Source organism: Serratia sp. SA088 (genome assembly GCF_049065515.1).
Taxonomy (GTDB): Bacteria; Pseudomonadota; Gammaproteobacteria; order Enterobacterales; family Enterobacteriaceae; genus Serratia; species Serratia nematodiphila.
Map to the genome: position 1 here is coordinate 731,262 of NZ_JBAKGW010000002.1, position 14,456 is coordinate 745,717.

Below are 14,456 nucleotides of genomic sequence, written 5' to 3' on the forward strand. Positions count from 1 at the left end.
CGGGTGTAAGTCAGTTGGCGTCAGCCGCCGGCTTGTTGCCGGCCAGAGGACGGCAAGGCAGCAGCAGCGTGTTCATCAGCATTTCGGCCGGCAGCGGCGCCGGCAACTGGATTTCACACTGCGCCGCGCCGTTCCAATGCACGCGCATGCGCTCGCCGGGGTTGAGGCCGGACAGGTAAACGCTGCCGCCGTCATTGATGATGCCGGTCTCCTGTTTGCGGGCATTCAGCACCGTGGCGCCGAACGGCGGCTCGCTGCCGTCCGCCAGTTTGACGATCGCCATCGCCTTCTCGCCGGCTATCACCTCAAACTTGCGGTAGCCGATGGCCCCCTCGGTCAACGTGGCCTGCACCACGGAACGCGTCGCCTCGACGTTGTCGCTCAGGCTATTGAGATCGATGCTGGCCTTATTGCGGTAGTAGCTGTTTACATCCGCCACCACCGCTTTGCCGTAACGGTTGGTCAGCACCGTACTGCCGTAGCCGCGCACCGGCACGCCGGCGACGCCTTCGGTATCCAGCAGCAAGCGCGTGCCGCCCGGCGTATTGACCCGGTGCAGCACCGCCCCTTCCGCCGCCATCGTCAGGCCGCCCTGCGCGCCGATGCCGACGGCGCTGTAACGGCCGGCCTGGTAGCTGGCATTGGCGTTGATCTGCGCCATATCGCCCTGATGGCTGTAATAGCCGCTGGCCGTCGCCCCGCTGCGTGCGGCGCCGGCGCTGATCTGATAGTTGTTGTGTTCATCGACCCGGTTGTAGTAACCGACCCGATGGGCGTTCTCTTCGCGATCGAGCGTCATGTTGTAACTGAGCGTCCCGGCGCTGCCCCAGGGCAGCGACAGCGACAGGTACATCCCGTCGTCATTGCGCTCGTTGTAACGGTTGCGATAGGCCGACAGCGATACGCTGACGTTCTTGAAATCGCCGATATCGAAGTAGCGCGATACCATCAGGTTGTAACGATCGTTCGGCGCCCGATCCCAATAGGTTTGGTGGCTGTAGTTGAGATAGGTGCTGAGCCCCAGATCGCGGAACTGTTTGTTGAAGGTGATGGTGTACATCTCCTTGCTCTTGCCGCTGCGTCCCCCTTCGTAACGCGCATCGAGGTAGTCTCCCATGCTCATGAAGTCCTCCTGGGAGAAGCGGTAGCCGGCGAAGGTGATCTGGCTGTCGTACTGGTCGAAGTTCTTCGAATAGCTCAACCGGTACGAACCACCGGTCAGAGCGCCCTCCTGCGGCAAGCGCGCACGCGACTGCGTGGCATCGAACGACAACGCCCCCAGCGCCATCAGATCGCGCCCGATCCCCAGCGACAGCGCGTTGTAATCGCCGCCGGCGATGCCCCCGCCGTACAGCGACCAGCCGTTGCTGATGCCCCAGGAGAACTCACCGGTGCCGAACATCGGCCCGCGCAGGTGATGCCCCCACTCCGACGGCTTGCCCGTCGCCAGCTTGTAACGCACCGTACCCGGTCGCGTCAGATAAGGGATGTTGGCGGTATTCATCTTGAACGCCTGCACGCTGCCGTCTTGCTCTTCGACGCGTACGTCCAGCTCGCCGGAAACCGCGTCGTTGATGTCCTGAATGCGGAATGGCCCCGCCGCCACCTGCGTCTCATACAGCACGCGCCCCTGTTGGCTGACCACCACCTTGGCGTTGGTTTTCGCCACGCCCGTCACTTCCGGCGCATAGCCGCGCAGGTTGGGCGGCAACATGCTGTCGTCGGATCGCAGACTGACGCCGGTAAAGCGCAGGCTGTCGAAAATGTCGGAGTTCAGATAATCCTCACCCATCGTCAGCCGCGAGCGCAGCGCCGGAATAGCCCGGTAGGCGTAATAGCGGCTCCAGTCGAACTGTTTGTCGCTCGACTGAGAAGAACCGGTCTGATGGCTGAGATTAGCCTGCCAGTCGGCGCGTAGACGCCAGGCGCCCAGATTGGCGCCGCCGGTGCCGTTGCCGCTCAGGCTGTAACTGCTGCCGCCTTTCTGATGTTTTTGCGTTTGAGCATTGACGTTATAGTCAAACAGCAGCCCGGGAATACCGTCATCCCAGCGCGAAGGCGGGTCCCAGTTTTCCGAGCTGTATTCCAGATAGGCCTGAGGAATGTTGAGGTACAGCGAGGAGCTGGCAAGATCGCCGCGGGCTTCCATCCCTGCCAGGCTGGAGGCGTCAAGGCAACGGCCGCCGTGCGTCCAGTTCAGCGTACTTAACAGCTTTTCTTTCAGCCCCAGTTGGTTGACCAACTCCGGCGAAAGACAGGCTTCGCTGCCTTTAGGTTCGTTCTCGGGCGCCATAAACGTCACCGGCTGTTCCGCCAGATCGTTCTTATTGACGTGCACCACCATGGTATAAACGCCCGGCATGATGTAGCCGCTGCGCGTAAATTGGCTCAGATCGATATTTTTACGATCGTTGATGTCCAAGACGTCAGTATTGAATTGAATAACGTCGGCGGCATAAACCAACGCGATCGGATTTCCCAGAGAAAGGGCGACACAGAGCCCCAAGGCCTGAAGACGAAATAACTTCCCTGCCGGTGAAAGCATAATAAAGTCCTTTCAATAACGAATTAACCGTCAGTACGAAAAAAAATCAAAAATAATCCAGCTTAAAACGCACTGTGGAAAAATACGCTCCCACCTTCAACGGCTGGTGATTCGGCATTAACGTCATGGAATAATTCAGCACTCGGTTGCCCGGTATTATTCCCTCCATCGGCAACGGCTCCCCTGGAATAACCGGCCTGCCGCGGCTGTCTTTTATCTTCAATGCGATGCCGCGCGCATCGCCCTGTACGCCAAACAAAGCGCCTTCCGCCAAACCATCAAACGTGACCTGAAAGAATTTCCAATCAGGCTTGTTTTCCGGACGTTCCAAAATGCAATTAACCAATTCAATACTGAAAGGTTTAGTCATTCCCTGGCCGTCACGAATGATCTGTCCGATAGGAAGCGTGTCCATATCGATTGTCTGATCGCGGCTGCCGGCGGCAATGGCGCAGGCAGTGTCGATAATGGCGCCGTGCATACTGACTTTGCCCCACCCCTGTGCGGCGGAAATTGCACTGCCGGGCGCAAACGCCAACGACGCCAAAAGAACGGCACTCGCCCGATTCCTTGAAAAAAACATCGCGACATTCCTTTGACACAGAGAGTCACCAGGCATGCGGCGTGCCCCATGCCTGGTTGATTAAGCCAGCGGTCTCACTTACTGATAAGCCAGAGTGAAGTCGGCTACGGCGGTGAAATCGCCCGGGACGATGGCTGCGGAAGCGCCTTCACCCTGCAGGTAAGCGGAGAAGTTCAGGCTGTTGTTGCCAGTATTCAGCGTCTGTGCCGCAGTCGCCTGACCCAGTTTGATCGGCTGGCCGCCATAAGTGATTGCTACGCCGGCGCCGCTGGCGGTCCCCGCGATACCCAACAGATCTTTGTTGGTTGACGACGCAATGCCGCTGAAGGTGGTTTTAACGGTTTTCAGCGTAGTGGTATCACACTGCTCCAGCTTGATTTCAAACGGACGCGGGTTGGATTTGCCGCCGTTTTTCAACGCCACGTTAGAAACCTGGCCCAGATCTACGGTCTGATCGATCGACTCGGGTGCAATAGAGCATGGCGCATCAATAATAGAACCCGTGAAGGTCACTTTACCGTGTCCCTGATCGGCTGCCTGTGCAAAAGAACTTGCGCCAAATGCAATCACTGCAGCCATCATGATTTTGTTAAGTTTCATAGAACCTATATTCCTTATAAGAAAAAATGCATATTCCAATCAAGAAAAAGAGCAACAGGAAATCTGCTCGCGCTTATATATGCGCAGCCCTGATTCTTTAGCATCTTGCTGGTTGGTTAACTGCCAAAACCAAAGAAACCGACAATAGATACGTCGATAACGGCAAGTCTGCAGCGGTCTACCCATTAATGAATCCGTCATATGAAAAATAAACGAAATCACAACAAGCAGAGACCAATACTTTCTAATCCGCCCTTCTTGTCTGGCGGTGAATATTCTGGCAAATGCCCACCAGCAAAAAAAGTCTTTTTTTGATCAAGACGAACATTCGCAATTTATTTCCTAATTAAAGTTAATTTAGTGTTATTTTTAGGCTCATAGATCGTAAAAAATACTTTTATAGTGCAATATCCTGTTTTTCTCTGTTTCACAATTAATCAGATCGCAAAGCCGCTCTTTGTGAATATAATAAACCAAAACTTTAGGTTTCTGCGTGACACTCCCCCAGCCTGCAAACAGGTAGAAACGGAGTGGGAACCCCCTTTTTTTCAATCCTGATAAATAGATAGGATTTTTCTTGATTCGCGATTTACCTCGTTATTGGTAGGCAGTGAAACTTTGTTTTTTCTTAGGAATACAGCAATCGAAATACAGAGGAAGTGCTATGGAAGCGTTATCTCCAAAACAAAAGGAAATACGGCAATTGCAGCACGATCTGCTGCAAACATTATTCGCGCAGTCGCCCCGTCAATGTCCCGACACCGGACTGCCACCTCAGCATCTGTGGTTGTCTACCCGACAACTGGCCAACGCCGTCAACGTCGGCGTTTACCGCGCCCGGCTACTGCTGTTGGAACTCGTCGCCAAACAAGAAGTGCTCGTAACGGACGGTTCCATCAACAACTCGTTGAGGTGGTACCCCACCGCCCTACTGCCAGCTGACAACAAGGAAATACCAGGAATAGATGCGCCTTATTCTCATTTAACGGAATAACGCTGGCACAGCCAGCCTAATTAGCCCTATTTCGTGGCGGCACCTAGCCAAATGACACTATATAATCGGGATATTATTGTGAGAAAAACAACCATCCTATTTTTACAACACTGCCTGGCATTATCTTTTTTCGTCCTCATTGGTAACGCCAATGCATTTACCTGTAAAACCTCCGACGGCGGGAGCATTGGTCAGGGTGGTTCAATGACGCCGGTCGACGTCAGGGTAAAGATAGGCCCTGAATTGTCCATCGGGAAAAATGAAATCGTCAACGTCAGCCAGGTGACCTGTAAAAACGACGTCGCCAACTGGAAAGATATTTTACTCACCGGCAGCCCGGCGTTGACGATGAACACCGCCATTTTCGGTACGCTTGCCAACGGTATGACAATCAACGGCACCGACTACTTATCCCCGATCCAATCAGGTATCCAGGTGATGACGATTACCGGCCTAAACAGTGCCAGCATTTCCATCAGGGTTTACATCGTGCTCAACCGTTCGCCGACGCAGGATATCAAGGTGAACAAGGGCGACGTTATCGGCCAAATCAACTTTGAACAAAAAAATGACCAGTCAGGTTGCCCAAAATGTGGGCCTTACCGGTGGCGCCTGATCGCCGACAACGACGCCTACTTCGTCACCACCAGTTGCACTATCAACAACGGCCAGCAGATTAACGTCGACTTCGGTCAGATCCGCCAGGACTTTCTCACGCAGGGCGCCAGCGACGCCCAAATCAAACAGGACAAGGCGCTCAGCTACCGGTGTGACGATCAGAGCGCGACACAAGACATTTTGGTTCGCATGGTCAGCGATGCCAGCGGCTTCTCCAGCGATTTCATCAAGACCTCCAATCCTAATGTCGGCGTAGCCATGGTGCACAATGGCGCGGTGGTGAAACCCAACAATACGTTCAGAACGCGCATCGTCAACGGACTGGGCAACGACACCGTCACCTTTGTGCCTGTGAAGAACAATGTGCCTTACACCAGCATCGCCACCGGTCCGATGTCAGGCTCGGCCACGCTGATCTTCAGCGCACCTTGAGACGGGAGCCAGAATGAACATGACGAGGAAAACGCGTTGCGCTCTGCTGTTTACGCTGGGTGTGATCAGCGCCGCCCCCCAGGCCGCCGACCAGGGCACCAAGGTCAGTATCACCGCCACCGTGGTGGCGCCTCCGCCTTGCGTGATCAACGACGGGCGCACTATCGATATCGACTTTGGCAAGGTCGGCATCAAACGTATCGACGGTAATCGCTATATGCAACGCATCGATTACAGCATCAAGTGTGAGTTTCTGGATAACAGCCGCCAGCTGAAAATGAAGATCATGGGCAGCGCGGCGGCCTTTGACAGCAGCGTGTTGAACAGCAGCGTCAATGGGCTGGGCATCAAACTGCTGGCCAACGGCAAGGCTTTCGCCATCAATACGCCGCTGAACATCGATTACGCCAATCCGCCGACGCTTGATGCGGTGCCGGTGAAAAACAGCGCCGTCCCCCTGGCGGAAGGTGACTTCTCCAGCGGCGCCACCATGCTGGTGGACTATTTCTAAAACGCCACGGATGCTGAAAATGAAAAAGCCGCAACGGAAGGTTGCGGCTTTTTCAGGAACCGCACGCGACGATGCGGCAGCGGTGTCAGGGCATTCAGCCGAAGATCCCGCCGAACCACTGGCTCAGCTTCATCATCACCATATCCCAGATGCGGCTGAAGAAGTTGCCCTCTTTCACCTCTTGCATCGCCACCAGCGGGTGCTGCTCGATGGTTTTGCCGTCCAGCTGGAAATCGATGGTGCCGACCACCTGGTTTTTCGCCAGCGGCGCTTCCAGCGTCGGTTGGGTCAGCTTGTAGCTGGCCTTCAGGTTTTTCATCTGCCCTTTCGGAATGGTGACCGAGGCGTCTTTCGCCACGCCGAGCGGCACTTCGCTGACGTCGCCGAACCACACTTTCTGGGTGACGAACGGCTTATCGGCCTTGATCGGCGTCGCGGTTTCATAGAAGCGGAAGCCCCAGGTCAGCAGCTTTTCGCTTTCGCTAAAGCGCACGCGATCGCTCGGCGCGCCTAAAACCACCGAGATCAGACGCATCGGGCCGTCGGTGGCGGACGCCACCAGGTTGTGGCCGGCGCCGCTGGTGTAACCGGTCTTGATGCCGTCGACGTTCAGGTTGCTGCTCCACAGCAGACGGTTGCGGTTAATCTGGCGGATCTTGTTAAAGGTGAACTCTTTCTCTTTATGCAGCGCGTATTCGTCCGGCACGTCGCGGATCAGCGCCTGGCTCAGCAGCGCCATGTCGCGCGCGGTGCTGTACTGCCCTTCCGCATCCAGACCGTGCACCGTCAGGAAGTGGGTATTCTGCAGCCCCAGAGACTTGGCGTAGTTGTTCATCAGGCCGACGAACGAATCCTGGCTGCCCGCCACGTAGTCCGCCAGCGCGATGCTGGCGTCGTTGCCGGACTGGATCACGATGCCCTTATTCAGTTCCAGCACCGGCACCTGATCGCCCGGCTTGATGAACATCAGCGAAGAGCCGCGCAGCGCCGGGTTACCGGGCGCCCAGGCGTCTTTGCCGACGGTGACCATGTCTTCCGGCTTGATCTTGCCGGCCTTGATCGCCTGGCCGATCACGTAGCTGGACATGATCTTGGTCAGGCTGGCGGGATCGAGACGCGTATCGGCATTGCCTTCGGTCAGCACCTTACCGCTGTTGTAATCCATCAGAATGAAGGCCTTGGCGTCTACCTGCGGCGGCGCCGGCGGCTCGGCCGCGTGCACGGCCGGGGCGGCCAGCAACAGGATGCCTACGCTGAAGGTCAGTTTTTTCAGGGAAGTGGATAAGTTTTTTTTCATCATGACGTCGCCAGAGTGTCCATTCAAAACCATTGAAATAGCGTTAACTTTCAAACATGTTCACGTTTTAAGCCAACCAGCGAGAGTGGCCCGGTGCGCGCGTGCCGGCCGCAACCCCCTGCGGCGCCCGTAATGGGTAACGCAACGCACCGAAAATGCCCTTGCTGTGAGTTTATGTGATTTATCTTATTTTTGCAGGGTTTAGCGTGAATTTTCAGCATTTTTACATAACTGTACGCAGGCACGCACTTATCGTTCAAAAAAGCATCGCGACGCGCATTTTCGCATCTACCCACGGCTACACGGCCAAGCATCTGCACCGCTAAACATCTGCGCATCCATACGTCCAAAAAAGATTAATATATTCCATAATGGCATATAGAACCGATATTTGTTCTTTTTAAAGCGCTTATCCTCAGCGCTATCATCCGCACAAAGACTTTTATACCGAATAATCCTGGAGATGAGTCATGGCGATCCCCCATTCCGTCATCGAGATGATTGGCAATACCCCGATGCTGGAACTGACCCAGTTCGATACCGGCCCATGCCGGCTGTTCGTCAAGCTGGAGAACCAAAATCCCGGCGGTTCGATCAAAGACCGCGTGGCGCTGTCGATGATCGAACAGGCCGAGCGCGACGGCAAACTGCAGCCGGGCGGCACCATCATCGAAGCCACCGCCGGCAATACCGGCCTGGGATTGGCGCTGGTGGCGGCGCTGAAAGGCTATAAGCTGCTGCTGGTAGTGCCGGACAAGATGAGCCGCGAGAAGATCTTCCACCTGCGCGCGCTGGGGGTGGAAGTGCTGCTGACCCGTTCGGACGTCGGCAAAGGGCATCCAGCTTACTACCAGGATTACGCCAAACGCCTGGCGGAAGAGATCCCCGGTGCCTTTTATATCGATCAGTTCAACAACCCGGCCAACCCGGCGGCCCATACCACCACTACCGCGCCCGAACTGTGGCGGCAGATGGAGCATGACGTGGACGCCATCGTGGTCGGCGTCGGTTCCGGCGGCACGCTGGGCGGGCTGAGCCGCTATTTCGCCGAGGTTTCGCCGCAGACGGAATTCGTGCTGGCCGACCCTGCGGGTTCAATACTGGCGGACTATCTCGACAACGGCCATATCGGCGAAGCCGGCAGTTGGCTGGTGGAAGGCATCGGCGAAGACTTCGTCCCGCCGCTCAGCGACTTTGACCAGGTGCGCAACGCTTACCGCATCGGCGACGCCGAAGCCTTCACCACCGCGCGCGAGTTGCTGCGCAAGGAAGGCGTGCTGGCGGGATCGTCCACCGGCACCCTGCTGGCCGCCGCCCTGCGTTATTGCCGCGCACAGACCGAACCCAAGCGGGTAGTGACCTTCGTCTGCGACAGCGGCAACAAATACCTGTCTAAAATGTATAACGATCACTGGATGCTGGAACAGGGCCTGCTGAGCAAGCCACAGCACGGCGATCTGCGCGATCTGATCGCCTACCGCCACGACGAGGGCGCCGCCGTTTCCGCCGCGCCGGACGACACGTTGGCGATCGTGCACGCCCGCATGCGGCTGTACGACATCTCGCAGCTACCGGTGCTGGAAGGCGATCGGGTGGTCGGTCTGATCGATGAGTGGGATCTGCTGAACGCCGTTCAGGCCGACGCCGCCCACTTCAGCCTGACGGCCGGCAGCGCGATGACCAAACAGGTTCATACGCTGCAAAAGGAAGCCGGCTACGAGGAATTACAGGCCACCTTCAACCATGGCCACGTCGCGGTGGTGCTCGACGGCGAGCGCTTCCTCGGCCTGATTACCCGCACAGACGTGCTTAACGCCTGGCGCCAAAAATTACGTTAATAAGGACTCATTATGGCCAAGTTTGATACGTTGACCGTTCACGCCGGTTACACCCCGGACGCGACCGGCGCAGTGATGCCGGCGATTTACGCCACCTCTACCTACGCCCAACCGGCGCCGGGCGAGCATACCGGCTATGAGTATTCCCGCAGCGCCAACCCGACGCGCACCGCGCTGGAAAGCGCCATCGCCGAACTGGAAGGCGGCAGCCGCGGTTACGCCTTCGCCTCCGGCCTGGCGGCCTGCTCCACGGTGCTGGAGCTGCTCGATAAAGACAGCCACCTGATCGCGGTAGACGACCTGTACGGCGGCACCTATCGCCTGCTGGAAAAAGTGCGCAGCCGCACCGCCGGCCTGCGCGTCACCTACGTGGCGCCGGCGGATCTCGCCGGGCTGGAACAGGCGATCGAGCCGGACACCAAAATGATCTGGGTGGAAACGCCGACCAACCCGCTGCTCAAGCTGGCGGATCTGAGCGCCATCGCCGTGATCGCCAAAAAGCACCAGCTCATCAGCGTGGCGGACAACACCTTCGCCTCGCCGTATCTGCAACGCCCGCTGGATCTGGGCTTTGACGTGGTGGTGCACTCCGCCACCAAATACCTCAACGGCCACTCCGACGTGGTGGCCGGCGTCGCGGCGGTGGGCGATAACCCGGCGCTGGCGGAACAGCTCGGTTTCCTGCAAAACGCGGTCGGCGGCATTCTCGATCCGTTCAGCAGCTTCCTGACGCTGCGCGGCATCCGCACCCTGGCGCTGCGCATGCAGCGTCACAGCGACAGCGCGCTGCGCATCGCCCAGTGGCTGGAGAGCCAGCCGCAGGTGGAAAACGTCTACTATCCCGGCCTGCCGAGCCACCCGCAGCACGAACTGGCGGCGCGCCAGATGACGCGCTTCGGCGGCATGATCTCGGTACGGCTGAAAGGCGACGACGCCTATGCGCGCCGGGTCATCCAGCGTTCGCGCCTGTTCACCCTGGCGGAAAGCCTGGGCGGCGTGGAAAGCCTGATCAGCCAGCCGTTCAGCATGACGCACGCCTCCATTCCGCTGGAACAGCGCCTGGCAACCGGCATCACGCCGCAGCTGGTGCGCCTGTCGGTGGGGATTGAGGATGTGGAAGATCTGATCGCCGATCTGCAGCAGGCGCTGGCGGAATAATCGCCGCATCAGCGCTCGATCAGCCCGGCCGACGCGCCGGGCTTTTTTACGCCCGGCGTTCAGAGGCCGATGACGTCCTGATAAAAACGGTGCGCCACATCGGGATGGGAGCGGATGCGGCCTTTCAGGTAGTTATACCCCACGTCGCGCAGCAGCGGATTGAGCGGATCGCTGGCCGGGCCGCGCGCCTGCGCCGCCAGCTGCGGCGGCAGTTGATACAGAGGCACCACCGCGTCCAGACGCGCGCCGAGGAAGAACGCGATCGATAATCTGTCACTCCCCGCCGGCGGCGTTTCCACCCGGTGCACCGTGGCGCGCAGATAGCCGTTGGTCGCCAGCTCCAGCAGCTCGCCGATGTTCACTACGAAGGTATCTTCACGCGGCTGTGCGTCTATCCACTGCCCCTCGCTGACCTCCACCTGCAGCCCTTTTTGCGCGTCCTGCAGCAGGAAGCTGAGGAAACCGGAGTCCTTGTGCGCGCCGACGCCCTGTGCGCTGGCGGTGGCCTCCCGCCCCGGGTAGCGGATCAGTTTGATGTGCTCGTTGGGCTTCTCGCCGTATAAGCGATCGAAAGCCTGCTCCGGCAGCGACAGCGCCAGCGCGAAAGCGCGCAGCAGCCGCAGCGACATGGCGGTCATCGCCTGTTGCCACTCCAGCAGCAGCGGTTTCAGCGCCGGCAGCGCCGCCGGCCACTGGTTTGGCCCCTGCAGACGCGCCCAGCGCGGCGTGTCGTCAGCCAGCGTCAGCGCCGGGCGTTCGGCGCCGATATCGAACTGCTCGCGCCAGTCAGGCTGCCCGCGCGTGAGTTCCGCCGCCGCCCGGTTGTAACCGCGAAAGTGCGGCGAATGCACCATCTGCACCGCCAGCTTGTCGGCTTCCGGCAGGGCGAAAAATTGTCGCGCGGCGTGCTGCAACCGCGCATTCAACGCGCCGTCCACGCCGTGACCGCGCAGATAGAAGAAACCGACGTCGCGCGCCGCCGCGCGCAAATCGTCAAGAAAAGCGCGCCGCCGGCGCGCATCACCGTCAAGCTGCGAAAGATCCAGCAGCGGCAACGTCTTCAGCGTCGTCAGGTGCGTCATCATGCGGTTCCTCTTCTTCCCCGATTACGATCGGGCTGCCGTACAGGCGAATAATCAACATTGACCCTCCCCAGCGGGTGGCTGCATTTGCCCCATAGTTACCACCGCGCTCGCCGGGGCGGCCAATATTGTTGCGTTCTAAGTTATGCAAACGTTCAACAAACTGTCGCAAAACCGTCATCAATGTTTCTTATGCTCTGCGCAATTTCGCCGACGCCGCTGGCTGGCGACGTGCGCTATCCGCTATCCTGTAAACGACCTCATACCCTGCCTGCCGGAGAAATACTGATGGATTTAGCCTTATTCGACCTGGATGAAACCCTGATTGACGATGACAGCGCCAGCCTGTGGATCCGCTGGCTGGTCGGCCAGGGGTTCGCGCCGGCGGAGCTGGAACTGCAGGAGCAGCAGCTGATGCAGCTCTATTATCAGGGCAAGCTGTCGATGGAGGACTACATGCAGGCCACGCTGGCGCCGCTGACCGGCCTGAGCGTGCAAACCGTGGCCGGCTGGGTGCAACGCTACATCCGGCGCGACATCCTGCCGCGCGTCTATCCCGCCGCCCGTGAACGCCTGCAGTGGCACCGCGAGCGCGGCGACTGCATTCTGGTGATCTCCGCCACCGGCGAACACCTGGTGGCGCCGATCGCCGAACAGCTCGGCGCCGACGATGCGCTGGCGATCGGCGTGGAAATCAGCGACGGCCGCTTCACCGGCAACACCTACGGCACCATGACCTATCAACAGGGCAAGGTGATCCGCCTGCAGCACTGGCTGGCGCACCACCCGCACCTGAAGTTCGAGCACAGCCACGGCTACAGCGACTCTCTCAACGACAAGGCGATGCTGCAATTCGTCGACAGCGCCACGGTGATCAATCCCGACAGCGAACTGAGCGCGCTGGCGGCGGAGCACGGCTGGGAAGTGTGCCGCTGGGAGCGTTGAGCGGCAGACAAAAAATGCCCTGCGGTGTGACAAAAAGCGCATTGTGGCGTAGGTATTAAGGGTCTTTAATCCGCTAACGGAGTTATCCCATGCTGACCATTTGGGGTCGTGAGAATTCGAACAACGTCAGGAAGGTGCTGTGGTGCGCCGCCGAACTGGGGCTGAGCTATACCCACATCAACGCCGGCGGGGCGTTTGGCAAGGTCAACGAAGAGAGTTACCGCGCGCTGAACCCGAACGGCCTGGTGCCGTTACTGCAGGACGATGACTTCGTGCTGTGGGAGTCCAACACCATCGTGCGCTACCTGGCGGCGAAATTCGGCGACGCGACGTTCTATCCGCAAGATCTGCAGGCGCGCGCCGCCGCCGAGAAATGGATGGACTGGACCACCTCGACCATCGTTCCGGCCTTCACCATCGTCTTTTGGGGCCTGATCCGCACTGCGCCAGAGTTGCGCGACATGGCGAAAATCGAAGCGGCGATCGCCACGCTGGAAAAACACTTCGACGTCATTGAACAGACGCTGGCGCACCAGCCTTACCTCTCCGGCGACGCGTTCGGCTTCGGCGATATCCCGCTCGGCAGCTTCGCCTACGCCTGGTTCGAAATGCCGATCGCCCGCCGCCCGCGGCCGAACATGGAGCGCTGGTATCAGCAACTGCGCGCACGCCCGGCCTATCAGCGCGGCGTGATGAGCGAGCTCACCTGACGCGTGCGGGGCGTTACGACGCCCCGACCTTCAGCAGCTTGCCGTCCCGTTCGTCCGTCAGCAGATACAGGTAGCCGTCCGGCCCGCTGCGCACCTCGCGAATGCGTTCGCCGCGATCGCCCAGCAGCCGCTCTTCCGCCACCACTTTGTCCCCCTCCAGCGTCAGGCGAATCAGTGCCTTTTGCGCCAGTGCGCCGATGAACAGCGAATGCCGCCAGGCGGGGAAACGCTGCCCGTCATAAAACGCCATGCCGCTGAGGCCGGGCGAAACCCGCCAATAGTGCAGCGGCTGTTCGGTGCCGGGCACCCGTTCCCCTTTGGCCTCCGGGATCGGTTGGCCGGAATAGTTGATGCCATAGGTAGCCAGCGGCCAGCCGTAGTTTTTACCCGGCAGCGGGATATTGAGCTCATCGCCGCCGCGCGGACCGTGTTCATGCTCCCAGATCGCGCCGCTCCACGGATTCAGCGCCAACCCTTGCGGATTGCGGTGGCCGTAAGACCAAACCTCCGGGCGTTTACCTGCCTGGCCGACCCAGGGGTTGTCCGGCGGTACCGCGCCCTCGGCGGTCAGCCGCACCAGCTTGCCCTGCAGTTTGTCAGTCTCCTGCGCCGTCGGCCGCTGGTTGTTTTCGCCCAGCGCGATAAACAGGTAGCCCTGCCGATCGAACGCCAGCTTGCCGCCAAAGTGATTGCCGACCGACAGCTTGGGTTGCTGACGGAAGATCACCTTAAAGTTTTCCAGCCGCGCGCCGTCGTCGCTCAGGCGGCCATAGCCGACCGCCGTGCCGGCTTTGCCGCCCTCGCCCGGTTCGGCGAAACTCAGGTACACCCGGCGGCTGGCGGCGAAGTCGGGAGCCGGCAACACCTCCAGCAGGCCGCCCTGCCCCTCGGCGTAGACCTGCGGCACGCCGGCGATCGGCGGCGACAGGCCCTTGCCCTGCAGCCACAGCCGCAGCCGGCCGGGCCGTTCGGTGATAAGCAGGCCTTGTTCCGCCGGCAAGAAGGCCAGCGACCATGGGTGTTCCAGGCCGTCCTGCAATTGGCTGACCGTCGGCGCGGCGTGCAGCAGGCCGCTGCACAGCAGCAAACCGGCCAGCAGAGTCAATCGGGGCATGGCGTCCTCCTGAAGATGAAATGACCCGT

At 59.4% G+C, this 14,456-nt stretch carries 14 protein-coding genes; 7 read left to right on the plus strand and 7 right to left on the minus strand.

Annotated features, from left to right (window positions below; translation table 11 throughout):
* Window positions 1–10 precede the first annotated feature (10 nt).
* The 3 genes from ACOWVD_RS08590 to ACOWVD_RS08600 all read right to left on the minus strand — a co-directional run bounded on the left by ACOWVD_RS08590 (window position 11) and on the right by ACOWVD_RS08600 (window position 3,728).
* Window positions 11–2,545: an outer membrane usher protein gene (locus ACOWVD_RS08590; protein ID WP_197763620.1), complete on the minus strand. Its 2,535-nt coding sequence runs from the start codon at window positions 2,543–2,545 to the stop codon at window positions 11–13.
* 46 nt (window positions 2,546–2,591) lie between these two features.
* Window positions 2,592–3,128 carry a fimbrial protein gene (locus ACOWVD_RS08595; RefSeq protein ID WP_015377273.1) on the minus strand — a complete coding sequence of 179 codons (537 nt, stop codon included), beginning with the start codon at window positions 3,126–3,128 and terminating at the stop codon, window positions 2,592–2,594.
* 78 nt (window positions 3,129–3,206) lie between these two features.
* Window positions 3,207–3,728, minus strand: a complete 522-nt coding sequence (locus ACOWVD_RS08600; protein ID WP_049241088.1) for a fimbrial protein — start codon at window positions 3,726–3,728, stop codon at window positions 3,207–3,209.
* Window positions 3,729–4,392: 664 nt separating this feature from the next.
* Between ACOWVD_RS08600 and ACOWVD_RS08605 the strand changes: the two genes are divergently transcribed.
* The 3 genes from ACOWVD_RS08605 to ACOWVD_RS08615 all read left to right on the plus strand — a co-directional run bounded on the left by ACOWVD_RS08605 (window position 4,393) and on the right by ACOWVD_RS08615 (window position 6,283).
* Window positions 4,393–4,722, plus strand: a complete 330-nt coding sequence (locus tag ACOWVD_RS08605; protein ID WP_004938734.1) for a hypothetical protein — start codon at window positions 4,393–4,395, stop codon at window positions 4,720–4,722.
* A 243-nt stretch (window positions 4,723–4,965) separates the two neighbouring features.
* Window positions 4,966–5,772, plus strand: coding sequence for a fimbrial protein (locus ACOWVD_RS08610; protein ID WP_049241086.1), 807 nt, complete (start codon window positions 4,966–4,968; stop codon window positions 5,770–5,772).
* Between the two features lie 19 nt (window positions 5,773–5,791).
* Window positions 5,792–6,283 carry a fimbrial protein gene (locus ACOWVD_RS08615; RefSeq protein WP_274851953.1) on the plus strand — a complete coding sequence of 164 codons (492 nt, stop codon included), beginning with the start codon at window positions 5,792–5,794 and terminating at the stop codon, window positions 6,281–6,283.
* Window positions 6,284–6,377: 94 nt separating this feature from the next.
* Here the strand turns inward: ACOWVD_RS08615 and ACOWVD_RS08620 are convergent, their stop codons facing one another.
* The gene (locus ACOWVD_RS08620; protein WP_015377270.1) at window positions 6,378–7,583 is read right to left on the minus strand and encodes a serine hydrolase; all 1,206 of its coding nucleotides are present in this window, start codon (window positions 7,581–7,583) and stop codon (window positions 6,378–6,380) included.
* Between the two features lie 467 nt (window positions 7,584–8,050).
* On the opposite strand from ACOWVD_RS08620, the gene ACOWVD_RS08625 reads away from it, so the two are divergent.
* Window positions 8,051–9,418: a pyridoxal-phosphate dependent enzyme gene (locus ACOWVD_RS08625; protein WP_048322651.1), complete on the plus strand. Its 1,368-nt coding sequence runs from the start codon at window positions 8,051–8,053 to the stop codon at window positions 9,416–9,418.
* Between the two features lie 12 nt (window positions 9,419–9,430).
* The gene (locus tag ACOWVD_RS08630) at window positions 9,431–10,576 is read left to right on the plus strand and encodes a trans-sulfuration enzyme family protein (RefSeq protein ID WP_306377297.1); all 1,146 of its coding nucleotides are present in this window, start codon (window positions 9,431–9,433) and stop codon (window positions 10,574–10,576) included.
* A gap of 59 nt (window positions 10,577–10,635) precedes the next feature.
* Here the strand turns inward: ACOWVD_RS08630 and ACOWVD_RS08635 are convergent, their stop codons facing one another.
* Window positions 10,636–11,658 carry an isopenicillin N synthase family dioxygenase gene (locus tag ACOWVD_RS08635; protein WP_033633490.1) on the minus strand — a complete coding sequence of 341 codons (1,023 nt, stop codon included), beginning with the start codon at window positions 11,656–11,658 and terminating at the stop codon, window positions 10,636–10,638.
* On the minus strand, window positions 11,603–11,839 hold the full coding sequence (locus ACOWVD_RS08640) for a hypothetical protein (protein WP_103085749.1): 237 nt from the start codon (window positions 11,837–11,839) through the stop codon (window positions 11,603–11,605). The genes ACOWVD_RS08635 and ACOWVD_RS08640 overlap by 56 nt, the downstream gene beginning before the upstream one ends.
* 107 nt (window positions 11,840–11,946) lie before the next feature.
* Here ACOWVD_RS08640 and ACOWVD_RS08645 point away from each other — a divergent pair, with 107 nt between their 5' ends.
* On the plus strand, window positions 11,947–12,603 hold the full coding sequence (locus ACOWVD_RS08645) for an HAD family hydrolase (RefSeq protein ID WP_015377266.1): 657 nt from the start codon (window positions 11,947–11,949) through the stop codon (window positions 12,601–12,603).
* An 89-nt stretch (window positions 12,604–12,692) separates the two neighbouring features.
* Window positions 12,693–13,313: a glutathione S-transferase family protein gene (locus ACOWVD_RS08650; RefSeq protein ID WP_048322642.1), complete on the plus strand. Its 621-nt coding sequence runs from the start codon at window positions 12,693–12,695 to the stop codon at window positions 13,311–13,313.
* A 13-nt stretch (window positions 13,314–13,326) separates the two neighbouring features.
* On the opposite strand, the gene ACOWVD_RS08655 is transcribed toward ACOWVD_RS08650, so the two are convergent.
* On the minus strand, window positions 13,327–14,427 hold the full coding sequence (locus tag ACOWVD_RS08655; protein ID WP_004938764.1) for a PQQ-dependent sugar dehydrogenase: 1,101 nt from the start codon (window positions 14,425–14,427) through the stop codon (window positions 13,327–13,329).
* Window positions 14,428–14,456: the final 29 nt, after the last annotated feature.

What these genes read in the sequence shown, in the direction of transcription:
- ACOWVD_RS08590 (WP_197763620.1), bottom strand. Translation starts at nt 2,545, where the DNA reads ATGCTTTCACCGGCAGGGAAGTTATTTCGTCTTCAGGCCTTGGGGCTC.
- ACOWVD_RS08595 (WP_015377273.1), bottom strand. Translation starts at nt 3,128, where the DNA reads ATGTTTTTTTCAAGGAATCGGGCGAGTGCCGTTCTTTTGGCGTCGTTG.
- ACOWVD_RS08600 (WP_049241088.1), bottom strand. Translation starts at nt 3,728, where the DNA reads ATGAAACTTAACAAAATCATGATGGCTGCAGTGATTGCATTTGGCGCA.
- ACOWVD_RS08605 (WP_004938734.1), top strand. Translation starts at nt 4,393, where the DNA reads ATGGAAGCGTTATCTCCAAAACAAAAGGAAATACGGCAATTGCAGCAC.
- ACOWVD_RS08615 (WP_274851953.1), top strand. Translation starts at nt 5,792, where the DNA reads ATGACGAGGAAAACGCGTTGCGCTCTGCTGTTTACGCTGGGTGTGATC.
- ACOWVD_RS08620 (WP_015377270.1), bottom strand. Translation starts at nt 7,583, where the DNA reads ATGATGAAAAAAAACTTATCCACTTCCCTGAAAAAACTGACCTTCAGC.
- ACOWVD_RS08625 (WP_048322651.1), top strand. Translation starts at nt 8,051, where the DNA reads ATGGCGATCCCCCATTCCGTCATCGAGATGATTGGCAATACCCCGATG.
- ACOWVD_RS08630 (WP_306377297.1), top strand. Translation starts at nt 9,431, where the DNA reads ATGGCCAAGTTTGATACGTTGACCGTTCACGCCGGTTACACCCCGGAC.
- ACOWVD_RS08635 (WP_033633490.1), bottom strand. Translation starts at nt 11,658, where the DNA reads ATGACGCACCTGACGACGCTGAAGACGTTGCCGCTGCTGGATCTTTCG.
- ACOWVD_RS08640 (WP_103085749.1), bottom strand. Translation starts at nt 11,839, where the DNA reads ATGACGGTTTTGCGACAGTTTGTTGAACGTTTGCATAACTTAGAACGC.
- ACOWVD_RS08645 (WP_015377266.1), top strand. Translation starts at nt 11,947, where the DNA reads ATGGATTTAGCCTTATTCGACCTGGATGAAACCCTGATTGACGATGAC.
- ACOWVD_RS08650 (WP_048322642.1), top strand. Translation starts at nt 12,693, where the DNA reads ATGCTGACCATTTGGGGTCGTGAGAATTCGAACAACGTCAGGAAGGTG.
- ACOWVD_RS08655 (WP_004938764.1), bottom strand. Translation starts at nt 14,427, where the DNA reads ATGCCCCGATTGACTCTGCTGGCCGGTTTGCTGCTGTGCAGCGGCCTG.